Source organism: Agromyces sp. C10, from assembly GCF_023217995.1.
GTDB classification, from domain to species: domain Bacteria; phylum Actinomycetota; class Actinomycetes; order Actinomycetales; family Microbacteriaceae; genus Agromyces; species Agromyces indicus.
The window spans coordinates 47,344-67,819 of record NZ_JALPSX010000002.1 but is presented as its reverse complement, the minus strand read 5'-3'; the positions used below and the strand labels follow the sequence as shown (position 1 = coordinate 67,819).

Below are 20,476 nucleotides of genomic sequence, written 5' to 3'. Positions count from 1 at the left end.
CGACTCAGTAGTGCCAGGGGAACGGGCCCCAGTCGGGGTCGCGCTTCTCGAGGAACGCGTCGCGGCCCTCGACGGCCTCATCGGTGCCGTACGCGAGTCGCGTGGCCTCGCCCGCGAACACCTGCTGGCCGACGAGCCCGTCGTCGACGGCGTTGAACGCGAACTTCAGCATGCGGACGGCGGTGGGCGACTTCGTGAGGATGGTGCGCGCCATCCGGATCGCCTCGCGCTCGAGGTCGGCGTGCGGCACGACCCAGTTCACGGCGCCCATCTCGTGGGCGCGCTCGGCCGAGTACTCCTCGGCGAGGAAGAAGACCTCGCGCGCGAATTTCTGGCCGACCTGCCGGGCCATGTACGCCGACCCGTAGCCGGCGTCGAAGCTGCCGACATCGGCATCCGTCTGCTTGAACCGCCCGTGCTCGCGGCTGGCGATCGTCAGGTCGCAGACCACGTGCAGCGAGTGCCCGCCGCCCGCAGCCCACCCCGGCACGACGGCGATGACGACCTTCGGCATGAAGCGGATGAGCCGCTGCACCTCGAGGATGTGGAGGCGGCCGACCGCAGCGTGCGTCGCGCCCTCGACCACCGCCGTCTCGCTGTCGGAGTACTTGTAGCCGTCGCGGCCGCGGATGCGCTGGTCGCCGCCCGAGCAGAACGCCCAGCCGCCGTCCTTCGGGCTGGGGCCGTTGCCGGTGAGCAGCACGACGCCGATGCGGGGGTTCGTCCGTGCGTCCTCGAGGGCGCGGTAGAGCTCGTCGACCGAGTGCGGGCGGAACGCGTTGCGCACCTCGGGCCGGTCGAACGCGATGCGCGCGATGCGCCCGTCGGTCGAGTGGTGGTACGTGATGTCGGTGAACCCGCCAGCGCCGGTGACGGATGCCGCGGCATCCACCCACTCGCTCGGATCGAACAGTTCCGACACCTCGCCTGCCATGCCGTCCAGCCTACTTCCGCGCCCGCGGGCACGACGCGCCGAGGCGCGGGCTCAGACCGCGGTGCCGGTGACCTCCGCCGGACCGCCGGTGAGGAACGACAGCACGGCGGCGTACACGATCGACCCGACCCAGACGGCGCCGTAGACGAGCGGCACGAGCGCCGCGATGACCACGGCGATGCCCACGACGGCGATCCAGGCGTTGCGCGCGGCGGAGTCGTGCACCTCGACGGCGTCGACGCCGAGCGCGTCGATGCCGTCCGCCGTGTCCGCCGGACGGTCCGCGACCGTGCGCTCGTCTGCCATGCGTTCCAGCCTACGTCGCCGGTTCCCTTCTCAGGAGCCCCCGGCGGGATCGCCCGGTTCCTCAGGACGACACGCCGGGCCCTGGAGGCGCCGGCGGCGCGCCGTCCTGAGAAACGCAGCGCGGTGGCAGACTCGGGGCATGAGCGACGTCGCCCTGCCGCCCCTGTCCGACCTGCTCGGCACCGCGCGGGTGGTGGCGCTCCCGCTCGTCACCCGGTTCCGCGGCATCGACGTGCGCGAGGCGGTGCTGATCGAGGGCCCCGAGGGGTGGACGGAGTTCGCGCCGTTCGCCGAGTACGACGACGAGGAGGCGGCGACCTGGCTCGCCGCGGCGGTGGACTTCGGATGGCAGGCGCCGCCGTCGGCCCACCGCGATCGCGTCCTCGTGAACGCGACGGTCCCGTCGGTCGACCCCGACGCGGTGCCGTCGGTACTCGAGCGGTTCCCGGGGTGTCGCACCGCGAAGGTGAAGGTCGCGGCATCCGATCAGACCCTGGCGCAGGATGTCGCGCGCGTCCGCGCGGTGCGCGACGCGAGGGGCCCCGAGGGTCGCATCCGAGTCGATGCGAACGGCGGCTGGAACATCGACGAGGCCGAGCACGCCATCCACGCGCTCGCGCCGTTCGACCTGGAGTACGTGGAGCAGCCGTGCCCGACGGTCGGCGAGCTCGCCGAGATCCGCCGCCGCACGAAGTACATGGGCATCCCGATCGCCGCCGACGAGAGCGTGCGCCGCGCCGAGGACCCGCTCGCCGTCGCGGAGGCCGGCGCCGCCGACCTGCTCGTCGTCAAGGCCGCCCCGCTCGGCGGAATCCGACGCGCCCTCGACGTCGTCGCGCGCGCCGGCCTGCCGATCGTGGTGTCGAGCGCCCTCGACACGAGCGTCGGGCTCGCGATGGGCGCCCACCTCGCGGCATCCGTCGACGACCTCGAATACGACTGCGGACTCGGCACGGCCTCGCTGCTCGCCGCGGACGTGACCCGCGCGCCGCTCCTTCCCCGCGAGGGCGCGATCGAGGTGCGGCGCGTGGTTCCGGACCCGGCGCTGCTCGAACGCCACGCCGCCGATGAGGAGCGGACGGCGTGGTGGCTGGCGCGGCTCGAGCGCTGCCACGCGATCCTCGCGTCCTGAATTATTGAGAACGGTTCTCATTACGCTACACTGACCGATGCGCGCACGTCACCCGTGTCCACCGACCAGAGAGGATGCCGCGGCACCACCGCGGCGCCACCCACATGATCCGAACCACCACCGTGGGCGCCTTGGCGCTCACCGCCGCAGCCGCACTCGCCCTGAGCGGGTGCGCCACGCCCGGCGGCGCCGCCTCGGGCCCCAAGGAGACCGAGGCCGCCTCCGACGTCGCCGAGCTCGACGCGCCCCGGCCGCGCCTGGCCGTCACCCACGACGACGGGGTCGTCGTGCTCGACGCCGCGACGCTCGACGTCGTCGCGGACATCCCGACGGACGCCACGCCGCACGCCGTCGCCGCCGAGGACGGCCGCCACGCCTTCCTCACCGACCCCGAGGGCGTGAGCGTGCTCGACCTGGGCGTGTGGTCCGACGCCCACGGCGACCACGGCCACTCCTACGAGACCGAGCCCGCCCTCACCGACCTGCGCTTCGAGCTCGCCAAGCCCAGCCACGTCGTCGAGCACGACGGCGTGACCGCCCTGTTCGGCGATGGCGAGGGCGAGGTCGTGCTCGTCGATACGAGCGACCTGGCCGACGGGGCCGACGAGCTCCGCCGCATCGAGCTCCGAGCGGCCCACCACGGCGTCGCGTTGCAGCTCGAGGACGGCGTCGTGCTGACGACCGACGGCGACGAGACGGCGAACGACTCCGTCGTCGCGCTCGACGCCGACGGCGAGGAGCTCGCCCGGACGGACGACTGCACCGGCATCCACGGCGAGACGATCGCCGCCGGCGAGACCGTCGCGTTCGGCTGCATCGGCGCCGTGACCACCTACGCCGACGGCGCCTTCGACCGCATCGCGCTGCCCGACGCCGACGGCCGCGTCGGCGGGCCGAAGGGCGACGCGGAGTCGCCCGTGCTGTTCGCCGACTACTCGCGCGAGAGCCAGGAGGGCCGCGACACCGTGGCGCTCATCGACGTCGAGTCCGGCACCGTCCGGCTCGTCGCCCTGCCGACCGGCTACTCGTACAGCTCGCTCGCTCGCGACGGCGAGGACCGCGGCGTCGTACTCGGCCTCGACGGTGCGCTCCACCTGATCGACCTCGACGCCGGCGAGATCACGACGTCGATCCCGGCGATCGACGCATGGACGGCTCCCGAGGGGCACGGGACGCCGACCCCGGGCGTGGTCGTGCACGACGGCGTCGCGTACGTCACCGAGCCCGCCGCCAACCGGGTCACGGCCGTGGATCTCGACGGGGCCTCGGTCCTCGCCGAGGCCGAGCTCGACGTGGCCCCGCGCCAGGCTGCGGTCGTCTCCGGCTGAGATCCCACTCGGACGCCCGACGCGGAGACGGACCGCGTCGGGCGTCCTCGCGCGTCGTCGAGCACTCCATACGGCGCACCCGGGCTCGGGGTCAGCACGGATGTCCTGATCAGGCGCTCGATCCACGGTAGAGACGGCCGGCCTTCGCCGGCCTCGCGAAACCCGATCGAGAAGGAAGACCATGATCTCCAGGACCATGACCAACATCGGCGCCGGCGTTGCACTGGCCGCCGCAGCGGTGCTCGGCACGGGCGCCGCCGCGTACGCCCACGAGTGCTTCAACCCGAACCGCTCGGAGCAGGGCAACGCGGGCGCGTCGAACTCGCAGGCGTGGCTCACGGTGCACGTCGAGGAGCTCACCTCGCACCTCGACGACGTGACCGCCTCCTGCGTGCTCGACGCGTACGCCGAGACCGGCGCACCCTCGTCGTTCACCATCTTGGTGAAGGGCGCGAACGGCCAGGGCGGCACGATCGCCTCGAACAACCCGCACCCGGACAAGGCGTCCGACGGCACCGGCATCGACCAGATCTTCGCCGCCCACGGCACCGACATCATGGGCAGCTTCGACGCCTGCGGGGCCGAGCTGCCGTTCTGAGGATCCGGCCTCCGCACCGCGGTGCGGACACGACGATGCCCGGCGCGTAGGGAGCGCCGGGCATCGCCGTGTGCGCGGGTCGTCGCCCGGGCGGGGGGACCCGGGCGACGGGCCGAGCGGCCCGGCGGGGCGGCGCCCCCCCCCCCCCCCCGGGGCCCCCCCCGGCGCCCGGTTCCCGCGCCGCGCTCACAGCCCACCCCGGAGCGCGCACGACGATGCGCGGAGTTCGACGGCGGCGAGCAGGCCGCCGGCGCTGCCCGTGAGCGTCGCACAGACGAACCGGTCGTCCGTGCTCGTGGAGAGCCGGGCATCGGCGGCGTTCCGCGTGGCGATCGCGGCGGCATCGCCCGCGGCCTCGCCACGGCCGAGTGCGCGAGCGGCATCGGCCGCGGCATCCGTCAACCGCACCTGCACCGCGGCGACGTGCACCGATGCCATGGCGAGCGCGAGCACCAGCGCGATCGCGGGCAGCGCGACGGCGAATTCCGCCGTCACGCTGCCCCGCTCCGCGTCAGCCCACCGAGAGCGCATTCCGAACGAGATCGGTGAGGATACCGCGCACCTCGTCGCCCCGCAGGATGACGACGAGCAGGCCGGCGAAACCGACGGCGGCCATCGTCGCGACGGCGTACTCGGCGGTCGCAGCGCCGCGCTCGCCCGCGAGTCGCCGTGCGAGCCGGCGCAGCCCCGTGGGCATCGTCGGACGCGGCGAGTGCGCGCCGCCGGATCGGTTCGCGTGGTCGGCGTGAGTGGGGTCGGGGTGCATGTGGTTCCTCTCTTCTGGCCGCGGTCGCGGCGGGATGGCACGAGTCGACGGGCCGTCACGCGGCACCGCCGAGGGTGCCCGTGACGACGGAGATCAGGAGCGGCGCGACGCCGAGGAGCACGAACGCCGGCAGGACGCAGCATCCGAGCGGGATCATGAGGCGCACGCCGAGCGCTGCAGCCCGCATCGCACCCTCGACCCGCGCCGTGCCGCGCAGCCGGGCCGCCTCGGCGCGGAGCAGGTCGGCCACGGGCGCCCCGGCGCGTTCCGCGAGCGCGAGCACGGGCGCGGCAGTCCCGATGCCGCCGTTCTCGGGGAGGTGCCGGCGCAGGGCCGCGCCGACGATCTGCTGTGCCCGGTCGAGGGAGGCGCCGCTCGACATCGCGACGGCGAGGAGTTCGAGCTCGAGTCCCGGTGCCGGACGGGCGACCGCGGCGCGGGCGATGAGCGCGGCGTTCCATCGCGCGCCGGCCCAGAGCAGCGCCGACCCCGCCAGGAGGCACGCGATGCCGACGGGGTTGCCGAACAGGACTCCGGCCGTGTCGAAGCCGAGCATCGCGCCGAAGCCGAGGGCGATGAGCGGGAGTGCGGCGACGAGCCGGCTGCTCGCCGCCGGGCCCGCGAGGGCGGCCCGAGCCTCGCGTCGCAGCTGCGCCTCGTCGCGGAGTGCCCCGGCGAGGACCGTGAGGCACAGTGCGAGGGGAGATCCGGCCGTCTCGGCGACCGCCCAGGCCGCGGCCAGCACCGACCACGCCGTGCTGGCACTCGGCTGGACGCGCATCGCCTGCTCGATGGCCGCGGCCACGTCCGCCCCGTCGGCCGCCGCGTCGGCCGCGGCGGTCAGCACCGCACGATCGCCGTCCGACACGGTCCGACCGGTCCACCGGAGGCGCCGTCCGGCCTCCGGATCATCGAGACCGACGTTGCCCCACGCCGCCGCGGGCGCGAGGCCGGCGCCGAGCAGGGAGGCGAGACGTTCGGCGACGGCGGCGATGCGATCGATGGCCGCCGCCGGATCGCTGCGCCGGGTGAGCGACCCCGCCAGCCGCGAGGCAGCCCTCAGCACGGTTCGACCGCCAGTCGGCCGCCGTCGAGCGCGAACCGACCCACCTGCGCCACGCGACGGCGCCCGTCGACCCGCTCGAGGTGCACCACGAGGTCGAACGCGCTCACCGCCTGGCGGGCGACGGCGTCTGGCGTCATGCCCGCGGTCGACCCGAGCGCCTCGAGTCGCGAGGGCACGTCGTCGAGGGAGTTGGCGTGGAGGGTGCCGGCCCCGCCGTCGTGCCCCGTGTTCAGCGCCGCCAGCAGCTCGCGCAGTTCCGGGCCGCGGCACTCCCCCACGACGAGTCGGTCGGGACGCATGCGCAGCGCCTCGCGCAGGAGCACGTCGAGCGCGATGCGGCCGCTGCCCTCGAGGTTCGCCTGCCTCGCCTCGAGCGCGACGACGTGCGGATGATCGAGCCGCAGTTCTGCCACGTCCTCGAGCACCACGATCCGCTCACGATGCGGGGCCTCGGCGAGGAGGGCGCCGAGGAGCGTCGTCTTGCCGGTGCCACCGGCTCCCGAGACGAGCAGGTTCTTCCGATCGAGCACGGCGCGACGCAGCGCCTGCTCGCGTTCGGCGTCGAGCATGCCCGCTTTGGCGAGTGCGGCGAGCGAGAAGCCGGCCACCCGCGGGATCCGGATCGACAGGAGCGTGCCGCTCGAGGACAGCGGCGGCAGCACGGCGTGCACGCGGATGCCGCGGGCCAGGCGCACGTCGACCGCCGGCGTCGCCTCGTCGACGTGACGACCACCCCGCGCGATGAGCCGCACGGCGAGCGCGCGGACCTCTGCCTCGGTGGCCGTCCAGCGGGGATCGCGTTCCGCCCCGCCGCCCCGGTCGATCCAGAGGCCGGCCTCGCCGTTCACGAACAGATCGGTGACGGGCCCATCGATGGCGAACTCGGCGAGCGGGCCGAGGGCGTCGAGTTCGTGCGCGGCGACCCCCGCGGCGGGGCGAGGCGGTCCGGCAGCTGCCGGGCCCGACCACGCCCTCGAGGCATCGGATGCCGCGTCGGCTTCCGGTTCGACGACGGGGCTCGCCGGGCGCGGGGGCACGGGCGCGGGCTGCTCCACGACCTGAGAGGCGGCGCCGCCCTCGAGCTCCCACGACGGGACGGCGACGAACGGTGTTGGCATGCCGCCGACGCTAGGCGTCGAGGTGGTCCCGCCGACGGTCGAGACGCCCGGAGACGAATCGAGCCCTCCGCCACGTCGTTGTGGAGGAGGGCTCGATCAGAGGCATCAGTCGATGCCCGTTAACGAAGGGGGCGGCACCCATTGGGGGGAACAGGTGCCGCCTCGGCAGCACGACGATTGGGGGGAATCGCATGTGCCGCAGGCCACGAAACGACGTTCGGGCGGTACCCAGTGTATGGGTTGGCGGTTCATGCGCAAGTACTTTTTGTCCTCATTTGTGCGGACACACAGAAATCTCTGCGTGTTCCTCCACCGACGTCGTGGGAAACCCATGAAATCGAACGTGGAGCACCGAGAACTGCACTGATTCCGCAGCCATCGCGGATCCGAGCATGGTCGTGCGACCCGCACGACCCGACATAGCGTACGCCGTCAGACGGCGTCACGGCGACACGACACCCGTCGTGCGGGCGGTATGGTGCTGTGTGGGGCAGGCGACCCACCTTGAAGATCCATTCGCGAAGGAGCGATCGCACCACTATGAACGCGCAGATCGATCACGCGCTCGAGGAGATCCGGCGCTTCCGCCCGAGCCCCGAGTTCGCCGCCCAGGCCGTCGCCGACGAGAGCCTCTACGAATCCGCCCGCGCCGACCGGCTCGGATTCTGGGCCGACCAGGCCCGCACGCTTCTCCAGTGGGAGAAGCCCTTCACCCGCACGCTCGACTGGTCGAACCCGCCCTTCGCGAAGTGGTTCGACGACGGCGAGCTGAACGTCGCCGTCAACTGCCTCGACCGTCACGTCGAGGCCGGCCTCGGCGATCGGGTCGCCTTCTACTGGGAGGGCGAACCCGGCGACTCCCGGACCGTCACCTACGCCGAGCTCACCGACGAGGTGAAGCGCGCCGCCAACGCCCTGGCCGACCTCGGCGTGCGCGAGGGCGACCGTGTCGCCATCTACCTGCCGATGATCCCCGAGGCGGTCGTGTCGATGCTGGCGGTGGCCCGGCTCGGCGCGATCCACTCGGTCGTCTTCGGCGGGTTCAGCGCCGACAGCCTCGCCTCGCGCATCGACGACGCCGAGGCATCCGTCGTCATCACCGCCGACGGCGGCTACCGCAAGGGGCGGGTGTTCCCCCTCAAGCCGGTGGTCGACGAGGCGCTCGGCAAGGCCGAGGGCGGCACGGTGCGCAACGTGCTCGTCGTCAAGCGCGGCGAGAACGAGGTCGACTGGAACGCCGACCGCGACCTGTGGTGGCACGAGACGGTCGCGACCGCCTCGAACGAGCACGAGGCGCAGGCGTTCGGCGCCGAGCACCCGCTGTTCATCCTCTACACGTCGGGCACGACCGGGAAGCCGAAGGGCATCCTGCACACCTCGGGCGGCTACCTCACCCAGGCCGCGTTCACGCACAAGAACGTGTTCGACCTGCACCCGGAGCGCGACGTCTACTGGTGCACGGCCGACGTCGGCTGGATCACCGGCCACTCGTACGTCGTCTACGGTCCGCTCGCCAACGGCGCGACGCAGGTCATCTACGAGGGCACGCCCGACACGCCGCACCCCGGCCGCTGGTGGGAGATCGTCGAGAAGTACGGCGTCACCATCCTCTACACGGCGCCGACCGCCATCCGCTCGTTCATGAAGCTCGGCCGGCAGATCCCGCACGAGTTCAACCTCCGCACGCTGCGCCTGCTCGGCTCGGTGGGCGAGCCGATCAACCCCGAGGCCTGGATCTGGTACCGCCACGTCATCGGCGGCGGCTCGATCCCCGTGGTCGACACGTGGTGGCAGACCGAGACCGGCGCGATCATGATCTCCGCCCTGCCGGGCATCACCGACCTGAAGCCCGGCGCGGCGCAGGTGCCGGTCCCGGGCATCGAGGTCGCGATCCTCGACGACGACGGCACGCCCGTGCACGGCGAGGGCGGCGGCCTGCTGGTCATCACCGAGCCGTGGCCGTCGATGCTGCGCGGCATCTGGGGCGACCCGGAGCGGTTCAAGGAGACGTACTGGGAGAAGTTCGGCGACAAGTACTTCGCCGGCGACGGCGCCCGCCGCGACGAGGACGGCGACTTCTGGCTGCTCGGCCGGGTCGACGACGTCATGAACGTCTCGGGCCACCGCCTCTCCACCGCCGAGATCGAGTCGTCGCTCGTCGCCCACCCGTGGACGGCCGAGGCCGCCGTGGTCGGCGCGGCCGACGAGACGACGGGTCAGGCGGTCGTGGCGTTCGTCATCCTCAAGCAGAGCCAGGCCGAGGCGGCCTCGACCCTCGAGGACGTCAGCGAGGTGCTCCGCAAGCACGTCGCCTCGCAGATCGGCGCGATCGCCCGCCCGCGGCAGGTGTTCATCGTGAACGAGCTGCCGAAGACGCGCTCGGGCAAGATCATGCGCCGCCTCCTCCGCGACCTGGCCGAGGGGCGCGAGGTCGGCGACACCACCACGCTCGCCGACACCTCGATCATGCAGGTCATCAGCGCCCAGGTGCGCTAGCCCACGAGCAGAGCGGATGCCGCGGCCGGGAAGCCCCGCCGCGGCATCCGCTCTGCTGCACCTGCGCCCGGCCCCGCACGAATGAGGACACGTGCCGCGCCCGCAGAAACCGGAGGGGCGGGGCGGCTAGGCGAACTCGACGACGAGCTCCACCTCGACCGGCGCGTCGAGCGGGAGCACCGCGACGCCGACGGCCGAGCGGGCGTGGCGCCCGGCCTCGCCGAACACCTCGCCCAGCAGCTCGGACGCACCGTTCACCACGCCCGGCTGCCCGGTGAAGTCGGGGGCGGATGCCACGAAGCCGACGAGCTTGACGACGCGGGTGATGCGATCGAGCGAGCCGAGCTCGGCGCGCACGGCCGCGAGCGCGTTGAGCGCGCACAGGCGCGCGTATTCCTTCGCGTCGGCCGCGGCGACGAGCCCCTCGCCCTCGCCGACCTTGCCCGACGCGGGCAGCGCGCCGTCGACGAACGGCAGCTGGCCGGAGGTGTAGACGTACGACCCCGTGACGACGGCCGGCACGTACGCGGCGACGGGGGCAGCCACGCCGGGCAGCTCGATGCCGAGCTCGGCGAGGCGGGCCTCAGCGGATGCCGCGGCCATCAGGCGTCGCCCTCGAACTGCTTGGCGGCCTGGGCGGCGGCGGCCTGGCCGGCCGATGCCGCAGCGGACGACTCGCCGCCGACGGGACGCTTGAGGTAGGCCACGAGGCCGCCCTCGGGCCCCTGCACGACCTGCACGAGCTCCCAGCCCTCGGCGCCCCAGTTGTTGAGGATCGCAGCGGTGTTGTGGATCAGCAACGGGGTGGTGATGTACTCCCATGCGGGCATGGCGTCTCCTCGGTATCGGATCGAGCGGCTATTCTGAGGTTTCGAGCCGACGGCGCAGCGGCCGTTCGGCATGCCGGATTTTGCCAGCCTTCCTCAGTTAGGCTCCACTCTATGTCTGCCCAAAAACGAACGATGAGCGATGCCGCCGGGGGAATCCTCGGCTTCGTCGGCATGAGCGCGCTGGCGGGCGTGCTGGTCACGGCCGCCGTCACCCCGGCGCTCGCCGTCACGGGCATGGCCGCCAACAACAGCATCACGATGTTCGAGAACCTCCCGGGTTACCTCGAGATCGACGAGCTCGCCGAGAAGTCCACGGTCTACGCGATGGTCGACGGCCGCCCCTCGGCCATGGCGAGCTTCTTCGACGAGAACCGCGAGGAGGTGGCGTGGGACTACATCTCGCAGTACCTCAAGGACGCGGCGATCGCGGGTGAGGACCCGCGCTTCTACGACCACGGCGGCGTCGACATCCAGGGCACGGTGCGTGGTGCGTTGAAGACCGTGATCGGCGGCGACACGCAGGGCGGATCGTCGATCACGCAGCAGTACGTCAAGAACGTGCTCATCAACAACGGCGTCTCCGAGGCGACGACCGAGGAGGAGAAGCAGGCCGCGTACGAGGCCGCGACCGAGGTCAGCGCCGAGCGCAAGCTCAAGGAGATCCGCTACGCGATCACCCTCGAGAAGAAATACTCGAAGGACGAGATCCTCCTCGGCTACCTCAACATCGCCCACTTCGGTGGCCGCGTGTACGGCGTGCAGGCCGCCGCACAGTACTACTTCGGCACGAACGCGCGCGACCTGACGCTCGCGCAGGCCGCGAGCCTCATCGCGATCGTCAACCACCCCGAGAAGTTCCGCCTCGACTACCCGAACAGCGAGGCCAACGGGGCCGCGTCGGTCGACGCCGCGGGCAACCCGGTGCCGTACGCCGCCAACAAGGACCGGCGCGACTACATCCTCGGCGAGATGCTGAAGGAGAAGAAGATCACGCAGGAGGAGCACGACGCGGCGATCGCCGAGCCGGTCACGCCGGCGATCACCGAGCCGAGCACCGGCTGCGTGTCGGCCAAGGGCCACGCCTTCTTCTGCGACTACGTCGCGTGGGAGATCAAGAACAAGTTCGACGACGAGTCCACGCCGGATGTCAATGAGGGCCGCGAGATGCTGCAGAAGGGCGGCCTCGACATCTACACGACGCTCGACCTCGGTCTGCAGAACGAGGCGATCAACGCGCTGAACGACAACGTGCCGAAGGTGGCCGAGGGCGTCGACATCGGCGGCACCGTCGTGAGCGTCGAGGTCGGCACGGGCCGCATCCTCGCGATGGCGCAGAACAAGGACTACTCGAACGACCCGGCGGTCCTCGAGTCCGGTCGCAACTACACGGCCGTGAACTACAACTCCGACATCGACTACGGCGGTTCGAGCGGCTTCCAGCCGGGATCGACGTACAAGGTGTTCACGCTCGCCGAGTGGCTGAAGGAGGGGCACGCCCTCAACGAGGCCGTGGACTCGCGCCGACGCGACAACTGGGGCCAGTTCACCAACTCGTGCGAGGGCAACATGTCCGGCGACGGCTGGAACCCCCGTAACGACGGCGGCGAGGGCGGCGGCTACTGGACGGCCGTGCAGAACACCGTGAACTCGTACAACACCGGCTTCGTGGCGATGGCCAAGGAGCTCGACCTGTGCGGTATCGCGAAGACCGCCGAGTCGCTCGGCGTGCACCGTGCCGACCACCAGCCGCTGTCGCAGTTCCCGTCGGCCGTGCTCGGCACGAACGAGGTCGCACCGCTCTCGATGGCCACGGCCTTCGCCGGCATCGCCGGCAACGGCGTCGCCTGCACCCCGATCGCGATCGACCGGATCACCGACGCGAAGGGCGAGGAGGTCGAGCCGCCGAAGTCGGAGTGCACCCAGGCGCTCACCCCCGACGTGGCCGCCGGCACGGCGTACGCCATGCAGCGGGTGATGAGCGACGGCACCGGTTCGTCGTCCAGCTACCGCACCGACCCGTGGGTCCCGATGATCGGCAAGACCGGTACCACCGACAACGCCGAGGCGACGTGGATGAGCGGCGCATCGACGAAGGTCTCCACCGTCGTCGGCGTCTTCAACGTCACGGGTCACGTGAACCTGCGCGACACGTACTTCGACGCCGGTCAGGCGGCGCAGCTGCGCCACCAGATCTGGCCTCGGGTCATGTCGTACGCGAACGCCAAGTACGGCGGCGACGCGTTCCCCGAGCCCAAGGGCTCGGTGCTGAACGCCCCGCAGGTGGCGGTCCCCGACGTGATCGGCCTCTCGCCCGAGGCGGCGCAGCAGGCGCTTGAGTCCGCCGGGTTCGGCTGGCGGATGGACGGCGAGGTGGACTCGAGCCAGCCGGCCGGCACCATCGGCGCCCAGTCGCCGTCGGGCACGGCGGGTCGTGGCGCGATCATCTCGCTGCAGGTGAGCCGCGGCAACGTCGCAGGCGTCCCGAACGTGGTCGGCATGTCCGCTGACCAGGCCGAGGCGACACTGTCCGGTGCGGGCTTCCGCGTCGAACGCAGGCAGCAGGATGTCACCGACCAGGCGCAGGACGGCATCGTCCTGTCGCAGGACCCGAGCGGCAATGCGAAGCCGGGTGACAAGGTGCAGATCGTCGTCGGCCGTTTGCAGGGCGGCGGGAACGTCGAGCTTCCCGGCAACGGCAACGGCAACGACGACTGATGGGTCGTTCCCTGGCGCCCGTCGCCCGCATCGCACTGGCGATCGGCGCGGCGGGCGCCGCCGCGTTCGCGTGGGGATCGCTGGTCGAACGGCGGCGGTTCACCCTGCGCCAGGTGCAGGTTCCGGTGCTCCCGGAGGGTGCCGACCCCATCCGTGTGCTCCACATCTCCGACCTGCACATGGCGCCGTGGCAGCGCGACAAGCAGGAGTGGGTGCGCTCGCTCGCGAACCTGCGTCCCGATCTCGTCGTCGACACGGGCGACAACCTTGGCCACCGGCGCGGCATCGAGGGTGTCAGGCACGCGCTTGCACCGTTCCGTGGTGTGCCGGGCGTCTTCGTGAACGGGTCGAACGACTACTTCGGTCCGGTGATCAAGAACCCGTTCACGTACTTCGGCGGTCCGTCGGGACCGGCGTCGAAGGCTGAGCGGCTCGACATCGACGAACTGCACGACTTCTTCGGCGACCTCGGCTGGACCGACCTCGACAACACCGCGGCCGCCCTCGAGGTGCGTGGCACGCACCTGGAGTTCTTCGGCGTGGACGACCCGCATCGCGGGTACGACCGCCTCGACCGGGTCGCGGCGGCGATCGACGACCTCCGCGCCGGCGACCCGTTCGCCGATGACGACTGGCCCGACCGGGAGGGCGGCGTCGAGCGCCGTCCGGCGGTCACGATCGGCGTGGCCCACGCCCCGTACCGGCGCGTGCTCAACTCGTTCGTGAACCACGGCGCCCAGCTGCTGCTCGCCGGTCACACGCACGGCGGCCAGGTGTGCGTGCCCGGCGTCGGCGCGCTCGTCACGAACTGCGACATCCCCCGCGAGCAGGTGAGCGGTCTCAGCGTGTGGCGCCACGGGCTCCGCTCGGCGTACCTGAACGTGTCGGCGGGCCTGGGCACGTCGATCTATGCGCCGGTGCGCTTCGCGTGCCCGCCCGAGGCCACGCTGCTCACGCTCGTCCCCGCCGCCTGAGGCACCCGAGCCGCCTGCGCTGCCCGAGCCGTCCGCACCGCCGGGTGGTCAGGAGCATCCGTTTTCTCGGCTATGCTTGTTGAGGCCTTCGGGCCCCCGGGGTGTGGCGCAGCTTGGTAGCGCGCTTCGTTCGGGACGAAGAGGTCGCAGGTTCAAATCCTGTCACCCCGACCGGGTGGTCGATGCGAGAGCATCGGCCGAGAGGCCCCCTCCATGCGAGGGGGCCTTCGTCGTGTCAGGGCGTGCCGTCGATGCGCGCGGCTGCGGCATCCGTCGGCGTTTCGGCGGGCGCTCCGCGGCGGCGACGGCGTCCGCGACCGCTCGCCCAGCGCAGGGCCTGCTCGAGCGGGCCACGGCCGATATAGCGGCGCCAGAGCCACGCGAACACCATCGATCCGATCGTCAGCCCGATGAGCAGCGGCCACGAGTCGTCGCTGATGACCCCGTCGGGTCGGCGGTACTTGCCGAACGAGATGATGACGAGGTGTGCCGTGTAGATCGTCAGCGGCATGGCGCCCATCGCGACGATCGGCGAGAGCAGCACGCCCGCGACGCGTCGCACCTGGGGCCGTGCGAGCGTCGTCAGGGTGACGGCGGCGGCGACGATCACGAGGCCGACGGCGGTGTTGCCGAGCGTCTCGAGCGAGGCTCGAAGGGGTGCGGCCCATGCGGCCGTCGAGGGGTCGAGCGCGGGGTTCCGCGGGTCGGGCAGCGCGTGCGAGAGCGGCAGGGCGACGGATGCCACGAGCGTGCCGGCGAGCGCGGTCGCGGCGACGACGCGGGGTGCGGCGACGTCCAGCCGGGCGAGGCCGAGCCCGATCAGCATGACGGGTACCCAGATGATGACCGGGTACGCGCCGACGAGGAACCACTCGACGAGCAGGCCGAGCGGCTGGTCGGCGAGCGCGACGGTCTCGGGGTCGCGTTCGGCGATCGTCGCGATGGCGGGCGTCATCGTGAGCAGCACGGCGCCGAGCGCGACGGCGACGCGTCCGGGGAGGAAGAGCAGGGGCAGCATGAGGAGGAACGCGACGCCGTACACGTCGAGGATGACGAACACGAGCGGCGCGAACACCGCGACGACGATGAGTCCGAGCGCGATGAGCAGCAGCGCGCGGATGGCGATCTGCCGGCGCAGCGCCCACCGGGCGGCGCGCTCCACGACGGGCCGGGTGGCGCCGGTGAGCACGCCGAGGCCGATGCCGGCGGTGAGCGCGAACAGCAGCCGGGGGCGCTCGTCGGCGAGCGCGATGAGCTCGGCGGCGTCGACGGGGACGTCCGCGGGGGCGAGGTGCGCGACGAACATGCCGATGAGGGCGATGCCGCGGGCGGCGTCGACACCGTCGACCCGGTCGAGCAGGCCGGCGCGTCCCGCCGTGCGGGTGCCCCCGCGGGCGGGCGGCTCGGGCGGCGACGGCGGGGTCGCGGGCCGGCTCATTCGGGGACGCAGACGGTGTAGAGGCCGCTCTGCAGCCGGATGTCGCACCGGGGCGGCGGCTCGCCGAACCAGATGCGGGGCAGGTCGGCGGTGACGTCGACGGCGTCGGTGAGCCCCACCCGGGCCCCGGCGAGCACGCCGACGCTCACGGCCGGGCCCCAGACCGTCGCGACGTGGTCGTAGCCGAATTCGGCGATGTCGCGCGCGGCGGTGCGCTGGTCGGCGAGGGTCTCCCCCGTCGGTCGCGACTGCGTGCCGACGCCGGCGACGCGGCCGCCGATCGACCAGGCGAGCACGACGACGGCGATGACGGATGCCGCGGCGGCGGCGATCCCGCCGGGGTGGACCCGCCGCGGGGCGGGCTCGTCGGCGGCCGACCGGTCGCGCGCGCCGAGCAGCACCCGGACCGCGGGCACGACGGCCGCCGCGAGCACCGGGAGGAACGCCAGCACCGCGGGGGCGGGGTGCCGCACCCAGGCCGGGGTGTGCCGGGAGACCAGCCACCAGGCGAGGAACGTCGCGAGCGCGAGCCCCGCGGCGAGCACGATCGTGGTGTACTCGGCGGCGGGCTGCGGCATCCGTCTGCGGGCGCGCACGATGACCACGGCACCGGCGACGACCGCGACGACGGCGAGGAGGGCGACGAGCAGGGCGGGCAGGTTCCAGGAGCCGGCGAGGGTCGCGAGCTTGTCGAGCGGCGACGTCGCGTACCCCTGCTGGCCGCCCGATCGGAGGAACCAGCTGAACTCGCGCAGCAGTTGCCAGTACGCGGCCGGGCCGAGCGCGACGAGCTTCGCGAGCTCGAACAGCACGGTGGGGACGGCGGCCGCGCCGGCGGCGGCGAGCACCCTCGGGATGGTGCGGCGCAGGCGCGCGCCCCACGGTCCGGGCGCATCGAGCAGCATCGCGAGCGCGAACGCGGGCGCGGCGAGCAGGGCGATGAACTTCACCTGGATGGCGAGGCCCAGGAGGAGGCCGGCCAGCCAGGGGCGGCGGTGCACGAACAGCAGGGCGGCGGCGAGGAACGCGGCCGCGGTGACCTCGCCGAGGATGTCGGCGGGTGTCTGGATGGGCGAGGGCATCGCGCCCGTCTCGAACGCGAGCGGCACGGCGACCGCGACGAGCGCGGCCCAGCGACCGCCGAGGCGGTGCCCGACGAGCGCGAGCGCCGCGAGGAGCCCGGCGTAGCCGAGGGTGGCGACGGCGCGGCCCGCGAGGACCGGGTCGACGCCGAGCGCGATGAGCCCGGCCATGGGCAGGAGCATGACGGGCCCGGTGGAGATGCGCACGTCGAACGGCGCCGGTTCGCTGCCCGACAGGGTGCCGTCGCTCGTGTACCCGAGCCCCTGCACGAGGTTGACGGGCACGGTGAGGTTGAAGGCCTCGTCCTCCCACAGCCGCACGGTCGTGATGCCGTTCGCGAGCACGACGACGTTCGCGGCGGCGAGGAGGCCCACGGCGACCCAGAAGGCGAGGTCGACGGCGAGGCGGCGTCCGGCGGCAACACGCCCGCCGCCGCGTCCGCCGCGTGCGCCGCGGCCGACGTCGGTCCCGGCGGGCGCCGCCGTCATCCGGCCGCCCGGGGCCGGAGCGAGACCCGCCACAGCTCGACGGCGGCGTCGCGCGCGAACCGGCGCAGCCGCTTCGGCGGCAGCAGGGGCGGCCGGTCGACGCCCCACATCGTGCCCGTCGGGTTGGATCCGCGGCGAGGCAGGCTCGCGACCTCGAGGTAGCGCACCCGGAACCCGCGGCGGGCCTCGGCGAGCGAGAAGTGCACGTGCGGCACGAGCGCGTCGTCGGGGACGAGTGCGAGCAGCTCGGCGAGCGGCCCGGGCAGGTAGACGCGGAGGGGCGTGTTCACGTCGGGCACGCGGCGGCCGGCGGCGAAGCCGACGACCACGCCGACGACGCCGGTGAGCACGCGGCGGAACCAGGGGTCCTCGCGGCCGCGGCGGATGCCGTGGACGACGTCGGCGCGGGTGGTGACCGCGGCGCGCACGGCCCGGGCCAGGTCGATCCCATGGAACTGCCCGTCGCCGTCGACGTGGACGATCAGATCGGGTTCGAAGGCGAGCCCGGCGCGGTAGGCGGCGAGGGCGGTCGGACCGTGTCCGCGGTTCGCCTCGGCCTCGATCACGGTGAGGCCCGGGAGGTCGGCGGCGAGTTCGCGCAGCACCGGCACCGTGGCATCCGTCGACCGGTCGTCGACCACGACGAGGTCGAGTCGGCCCGCCAACGGTGACAGGGCCGCATGGAGTTCACGCAGGAACTCCGGCAGACCCTCCGCCTCGTTGTAGGCGGGCATCACGACGGCGAGATGGTCCAGGTCCACGCGGCCTCCCCTGCGGCTGGGCTGCGCGGAAGGGGCGCAGGCTCGTGGAGTAGCGTAGTCGAGGTGTCCCAGCATGCTCGATGGCGTCGTCTCGCCGGTCTCGGCGCACGCTTCCTGACGGTCGGCGCGGTGAGCACCCTCATCGAGATCGCGGTGTTCAACCTGCTCTACCTGGGGCTCGGCGTCGACGTGGTCTGGTCGAAGGTCATCGCGTCGCTCGTGGCGTTGGTGAACGCCTATCTCGGCAATCGCGAGTGGACGTTCCGGCATCGCGGCGGTCACCGTCGTTCGGTCGAGATCACCTTGTTCGTGATCGTCAATGCGGCGTGCACGGGGCTCGGTGCGCTGATCGTGTGGGGCGGCGTCGAGGCGGCGTCGGCGATGCTCGGCCGCACGGCGGGTCCGATCGCGGTGAACCTCGTCAACCTGGCGAGCATCGTGGTCGTGGTCGTACTGCGGTTCCTGCTGTACCACTACGTCGTGTTCCGGGGGGTTCGCGAGCGTCCGGCGAAGCACGTGGCATCCGCTGCGCCGGCCCCGGTGACGGATGCCGCGGGGCCGGCGGAACCCGCCGAGCCTGCCTCCCGCGCCTGAGGCGCGCTCACTCCGCCGCGTTCGCCTGCGCCTCGCAGCCGGGGGCGTCGATCGTGACGTTCGCCGGCCGCACCATCGGGGTGTGCCGCACTTCGAGCGGGCCGTAGACGGCGGCGGCCTCCCCCGTCCAGACGGCGGTGATCGTGCGCACCGCGCCGGGCGGGTTCAGCACGTTGACCTTCACTGCGGGCCGGCCGAGGTGCGGGAGCGCGCTCACGTCGGCGGGCGCGCCGTCGACGGTCACCGACGCGAGCGTCGCGCCGACGGGGCCGTACAGCACCACGTCGGTGGAGACGTGGCCCTTCGCGAAGAAGCGGCCGGTGGCGATCCGTTCGGGCAGGTTCGCGGCCTGGTCGGGCGGGAGGGTGGAGGTGAGCGTCGCGGTGGTCGTGAACGTGGGCGCGGTGGCGGTGTCGACGGTGCAGGCGTCGGTGGTGCCGGTCGCGTCGAGTTGCATCCAGTAGTCGAGTTTGCCCTCGGTGATGTCGTTGACGTAGATGCCGAGCATGGTCTGTTCGGTGTTGTCGGCGGGCAGCGTGCCGGTGATGCGCGTGCCGGCGATGTACTCGGCTTCGCCCGCGTCGGATGGCGCGTACATGAGCCGTCCTTCGTCGATGGCGCGCGTCACCGCGTCGATGAGCGCGTCGGTCTCGCCGGCGCCCGAGGTGAGCACCTGGAACACGGATGCGGCGGCCGCGGCGAAGAAGGCGTCCTGCTCCTCCGGTTCGAAGCGGTAGTAGGCCTCGTTGAGCAGCAGCGGCACGGCGTTGTCGGCGGTGAGCGTGTCGCCGGTCGAGAGGGTCACGGGTCCGGTGGCGCCGAGCAGGTAGCCGAGCGCGACCGGATCGAACGAGACGACGCCGTCGACCTGCGTGCCGAACTCGTCGGCCCACCAGGCGCGGATGAGCTCGGCACTCTCGGTGAAGTCGGGCGTGGTGGTGACATCCATCACGTACCGGCCGATCTTGTCGCCGTAGAGCGCTTCGGATTCGGGGTCGAGTTCGATGATCGGCTCGGTGCGGGGCGGGTCGAAGCTCGAGCTCGACGCCTGCTGGGCGATGCTGATGCGTCCGTCGGTGACGTTGACGAGCAGCAGCGCGGCGGGGTTGCCGCCGGTTCCTCGCGATTCGGCGTTGTTCTGGAAGAGCACGAGGTAGTTGCGCGGCCCGTCGGCGCCGAGCGCGCCGGGCAGCACGTTCAGCGCGGCACGGGCGGGTTCGATGATGGGCGTGACCTGCTCCACCGCGTCGTCGAGCCTGGCGATGCCGTCGGCGACGGGTCCGATGAGCTGGTCGCGGTCGAGGTCGGCGAGGTCGGCGGCGACGCGTTCGACGGTGGCGGCGGCGTCGTCGAGGACGGCGGCGAGTTCGGCGAGCGCGGCGACGTCGATGGCGCCGTCGACGGGCTTGAGCGAGTCGAGCGTCAGGCCGGTGGCGGGACGCATGACCCCGTCGACGAGTTCGTCGACCGAGGCGGATGCCACGCGGACCGCGGTGAGGTTCTCGCCGGCGGTCGGCACCCATTCGAACGCGCGCCAGATCGGGGCGTCGGTGAGTTCGCGTGCTTCGGCGGAGTGGACGGCGAGTTCGTCGATGGTGGCGGCGGCGCCGGCCTGGTCGCCGGCGAGGATCTGGTCCTGCGCCTGTTGGGCGAGCGGGATCGCCCGGCTCAGCTCGTCCTGTGCGGCGAGGCCGCGCTCGGCGATCTGCCACCCGGCGATGCCGATGCCGATGATGGCGAGCAGCAGCACGCCGAGGGTGAGCGGCACCCAGAAGCTCGCGCGGCGCAGCAGCGGCTTGTCGGCGCGGTCGTCGTCGCGTGCGCGGCGGCTGGGGCGTTCGGACACGGG

At 72.6% G+C, this 20,476-nt stretch carries 19 protein-coding genes and 1 tRNA gene; 8 read left to right on the top strand and 12 right to left on the bottom strand.

Annotated features, from left to right (window positions below; translation table 11 throughout):
* Window positions 1–4: 4 nt before the first annotated feature.
* Complete coding sequence (locus M1L56_RS02610; protein WP_248598042.1) at window positions 5–934, bottom strand: 1,4-dihydroxy-2-naphthoyl-CoA synthase; 930 nt, start codon at window positions 932–934, stop codon at window positions 5–7.
* Between the two features lie 51 nt (window positions 935–985).
* Entirely contained in the window at window positions 986–1,240 is a 255-nt protein-coding gene (locus M1L56_RS02605; RefSeq protein WP_248598041.1) for a hypothetical protein, read from the bottom strand.
* A 139-nt stretch (window positions 1,241–1,379) separates the two neighbouring features.
* On the opposite strand from M1L56_RS02605, the gene M1L56_RS02600 reads away from it, so the two are divergent.
* The 3 genes from M1L56_RS02600 (at window position 1,380) to M1L56_RS02590 (ending at window position 4,298) form a co-directional block, all read left to right on the top strand.
* Window positions 1,380–2,372, top strand: a complete 993-nt coding sequence (locus tag M1L56_RS02600; RefSeq protein ID WP_248598040.1) for an o-succinylbenzoate synthase — start codon at window positions 1,380–1,382, stop codon at window positions 2,370–2,372.
* Window positions 2,373–2,476: 104 nt separating this feature from the next.
* The gene (locus M1L56_RS02595) at window positions 2,477–3,700 is read left to right on the top strand and encodes a hypothetical protein (protein WP_248598039.1); all 1,224 of its coding nucleotides are present in this window, start codon (window positions 2,477–2,479) and stop codon (window positions 3,698–3,700) included.
* A gap of 181 nt (window positions 3,701–3,881) precedes the next feature.
* Window positions 3,882–4,298: a hypothetical protein gene (locus tag M1L56_RS02590; protein ID WP_157356776.1), complete on the top strand. Its 417-nt coding sequence runs from the start codon at window positions 3,882–3,884 to the stop codon at window positions 4,296–4,298.
* A 186-nt stretch (window positions 4,299–4,484) separates the two neighbouring features.
* On the opposite strand, the gene M1L56_RS02585 is transcribed toward M1L56_RS02590, so the two are convergent.
* From M1L56_RS02585 to M1L56_RS02570, 4 genes are read right to left on the bottom strand one after another with little or no spacing between them, the layout of a single operon-like run.
* Entirely contained in the window at window positions 4,485–4,793 is a 309-nt protein-coding gene (locus M1L56_RS02585; RefSeq protein WP_248598038.1) for a TadE family type IV pilus minor pilin, read from the bottom strand.
* A gap of 16 nt (window positions 4,794–4,809) precedes the next feature.
* A complete protein-coding gene (locus M1L56_RS02580; protein ID WP_374255701.1) occupies window positions 4,810–5,064 on the bottom strand; it encodes a DUF4244 domain-containing protein in 255 nt (84 codons plus the stop codon).
* A 55-nt stretch (window positions 5,065–5,119) separates the two neighbouring features.
* Window positions 5,120–6,130 carry a type II secretion system F family protein gene (locus M1L56_RS02575; RefSeq protein ID WP_248598037.1) on the bottom strand — a complete coding sequence of 337 codons (1,011 nt, stop codon included), beginning with the start codon at window positions 6,128–6,130 and terminating at the stop codon, window positions 5,120–5,122.
* Complete coding sequence (locus M1L56_RS02570) at window positions 6,124–7,248, bottom strand: TadA family conjugal transfer-associated ATPase (protein ID WP_248598036.1); 1,125 nt, start codon at window positions 7,246–7,248, stop codon at window positions 6,124–6,126. Before M1L56_RS02570 ends, M1L56_RS02575 begins: the two co-directional genes overlap by 7 nt.
* Window positions 7,249–7,788: 540 nt before the next feature.
* Between M1L56_RS02570 and acs the strand changes: the two genes are divergently transcribed.
* Complete coding sequence (gene acs / locus M1L56_RS02565) at window positions 7,789–9,744, top strand: acetate--CoA ligase (protein WP_248598035.1); 1,956 nt, start codon at window positions 7,789–7,791, stop codon at window positions 9,742–9,744.
* A gap of 126 nt (window positions 9,745–9,870) precedes the next feature.
* On the opposite strand, the gene M1L56_RS02560 is transcribed toward acs, so the two are convergent.
* Together M1L56_RS02560 and M1L56_RS02555 are read right to left on the bottom strand one after the other, a co-directional pair.
* Window positions 9,871–10,347: a RidA family protein gene (locus M1L56_RS02560; RefSeq protein ID WP_248598034.1), complete on the bottom strand. Its 477-nt coding sequence runs from the start codon at window positions 10,345–10,347 to the stop codon at window positions 9,871–9,873.
* A complete protein-coding gene (locus M1L56_RS02555) occupies window positions 10,347–10,574 on the bottom strand; it encodes a DUF4177 domain-containing protein (protein WP_248598033.1) in 228 nt (75 codons plus the stop codon). The genes M1L56_RS02560 and M1L56_RS02555 overlap by 1 nt, the downstream gene beginning before the upstream one ends.
* Before the next feature lie 132 nt (window positions 10,575–10,706).
* Between M1L56_RS02555 and M1L56_RS02550 the strand changes: the two genes are divergently transcribed.
* From M1L56_RS02550 to M1L56_RS02540, 3 genes are all read left to right on the top strand, one after another.
* Window positions 10,707–13,289 carry a transglycosylase domain-containing protein gene (locus tag M1L56_RS02550; RefSeq protein ID WP_248598032.1) on the top strand — a complete coding sequence of 861 codons (2,583 nt, stop codon included), beginning with the start codon at window positions 10,707–10,709 and terminating at the stop codon, window positions 13,287–13,289.
* A complete protein-coding gene (locus tag M1L56_RS02545; RefSeq protein WP_248598031.1) occupies window positions 13,289–14,263 on the top strand; it encodes a metallophosphoesterase in 975 nt (324 codons plus the stop codon). Before M1L56_RS02550 ends, M1L56_RS02545 begins: the two co-directional genes overlap by 1 nt.
* A 97-nt stretch (window positions 14,264–14,360) precedes the next feature.
* Window positions 14,361–14,434: transfer RNA gene (locus tag M1L56_RS02540), tRNA-Pro, on the top strand.
* 64 nt (window positions 14,435–14,498) lie between these two features.
* Here the strand turns inward: M1L56_RS02540 and M1L56_RS02535 are convergent.
* From M1L56_RS02535 to M1L56_RS02525, 3 genes are read right to left on the bottom strand one after another with little or no spacing between them, the layout of a single operon-like run.
* Window positions 14,499–15,701 (bottom strand): DUF418 domain-containing protein, encoded by a 1,203-nt coding sequence (locus M1L56_RS02535; protein ID WP_248598030.1) that lies wholly within the window; start codon window positions 15,699–15,701, stop codon window positions 14,499–14,501.
* Entirely contained in the window at window positions 15,698–17,272 is a 1,575-nt protein-coding gene (locus M1L56_RS02530; protein WP_248598029.1) for a glycosyltransferase 87 family protein, read from the bottom strand. The genes M1L56_RS02535 and M1L56_RS02530 overlap by 4 nt, the downstream gene beginning before the upstream one ends.
* The gene (locus M1L56_RS02525) at window positions 17,269–18,033 is read right to left on the bottom strand and encodes a glycosyltransferase family 2 protein (protein WP_248598028.1); all 765 of its coding nucleotides are present in this window, start codon (window positions 18,031–18,033) and stop codon (window positions 17,269–17,271) included. Before M1L56_RS02525 ends, M1L56_RS02530 begins: the two co-directional genes overlap by 4 nt.
* Window positions 18,034–18,096: 63 nt before the next feature.
* On the opposite strand from M1L56_RS02525, the gene M1L56_RS02520 reads away from it, so the two are divergent.
* The gene (locus M1L56_RS02520) at window positions 18,097–18,627 is read left to right on the top strand and encodes a GtrA family protein (protein ID WP_248598027.1); all 531 of its coding nucleotides are present in this window, start codon (window positions 18,097–18,099) and stop codon (window positions 18,625–18,627) included.
* 7 nt (window positions 18,628–18,634) lie between these two features.
* Here the strand turns inward: M1L56_RS02520 and M1L56_RS02515 are convergent, their stop codons facing one another.
* Window positions 18,635–20,473: a DUF4012 domain-containing protein gene (locus M1L56_RS02515; RefSeq protein ID WP_248598026.1), complete on the bottom strand. Its 1,839-nt coding sequence runs from the start codon at window positions 20,471–20,473 to the stop codon at window positions 18,635–18,637.
* Window positions 20,474–20,476: the final 3 nt, after the last annotated feature.

Excerpts from the sequence above, each read along its gene's own strand:
- M1L56_RS02610 (WP_248598042.1), bottom strand. The coding sequence starts at position 934 with ATGGCAGGCGAGGTGTCGGAACTGTTCGATCCGAGCGAGTGGGTGGAT.
- M1L56_RS02605 (WP_248598041.1), bottom strand. The coding sequence starts at position 1,240 with ATGGCAGACGAGCGCACGGTCGCGGACCGTCCGGCGGACACGGCGGAC.
- M1L56_RS02600 (WP_248598040.1), top strand. The coding sequence starts at position 1,380 with ATGAGCGACGTCGCCCTGCCGCCCCTGTCCGACCTGCTCGGCACCGCG.
- M1L56_RS02595 (WP_248598039.1), top strand. The coding sequence starts at position 2,477 with ATGATCCGAACCACCACCGTGGGCGCCTTGGCGCTCACCGCCGCAGCC.
- M1L56_RS02590 (WP_157356776.1), top strand. The coding sequence starts at position 3,882 with ATGATCTCCAGGACCATGACCAACATCGGCGCCGGCGTTGCACTGGCC.
- M1L56_RS02580 (WP_374255701.1), bottom strand. The coding sequence starts at position 5,064 with ATGCACCCCGACCCCACTCACGCCGACCACGCGAACCGATCCGGCGGC.
- M1L56_RS02570 (WP_248598036.1), bottom strand. The coding sequence starts at position 7,248 with ATGCCAACACCGTTCGTCGCCGTCCCGTCGTGGGAGCTCGAGGGCGGC.
- acs (WP_248598035.1), top strand. The coding sequence starts at position 7,789 with ATGAACGCGCAGATCGATCACGCGCTCGAGGAGATCCGGCGCTTCCGC.
- M1L56_RS02560 (WP_248598034.1), bottom strand. The coding sequence starts at position 10,347 with ATGGCCGCGGCATCCGCTGAGGCCCGCCTCGCCGAGCTCGGCATCGAG.
- M1L56_RS02555 (WP_248598033.1), bottom strand. The coding sequence starts at position 10,574 with ATGCCCGCATGGGAGTACATCACCACCCCGTTGCTGATCCACAACACC.
- M1L56_RS02550 (WP_248598032.1), top strand. The coding sequence starts at position 10,707 with ATGAGCGATGCCGCCGGGGGAATCCTCGGCTTCGTCGGCATGAGCGCG.
- M1L56_RS02545 (WP_248598031.1), top strand. The coding sequence starts at position 13,289 with ATGGGTCGTTCCCTGGCGCCCGTCGCCCGCATCGCACTGGCGATCGGC.
- M1L56_RS02535 (WP_248598030.1), bottom strand. The coding sequence starts at position 15,701 with ATGAGCCGGCCCGCGACCCCGCCGTCGCCGCCCGAGCCGCCCGCCCGC.
- M1L56_RS02530 (WP_248598029.1), bottom strand. The coding sequence starts at position 17,272 with ATGACGGCGGCGCCCGCCGGGACCGACGTCGGCCGCGGCGCACGCGGC.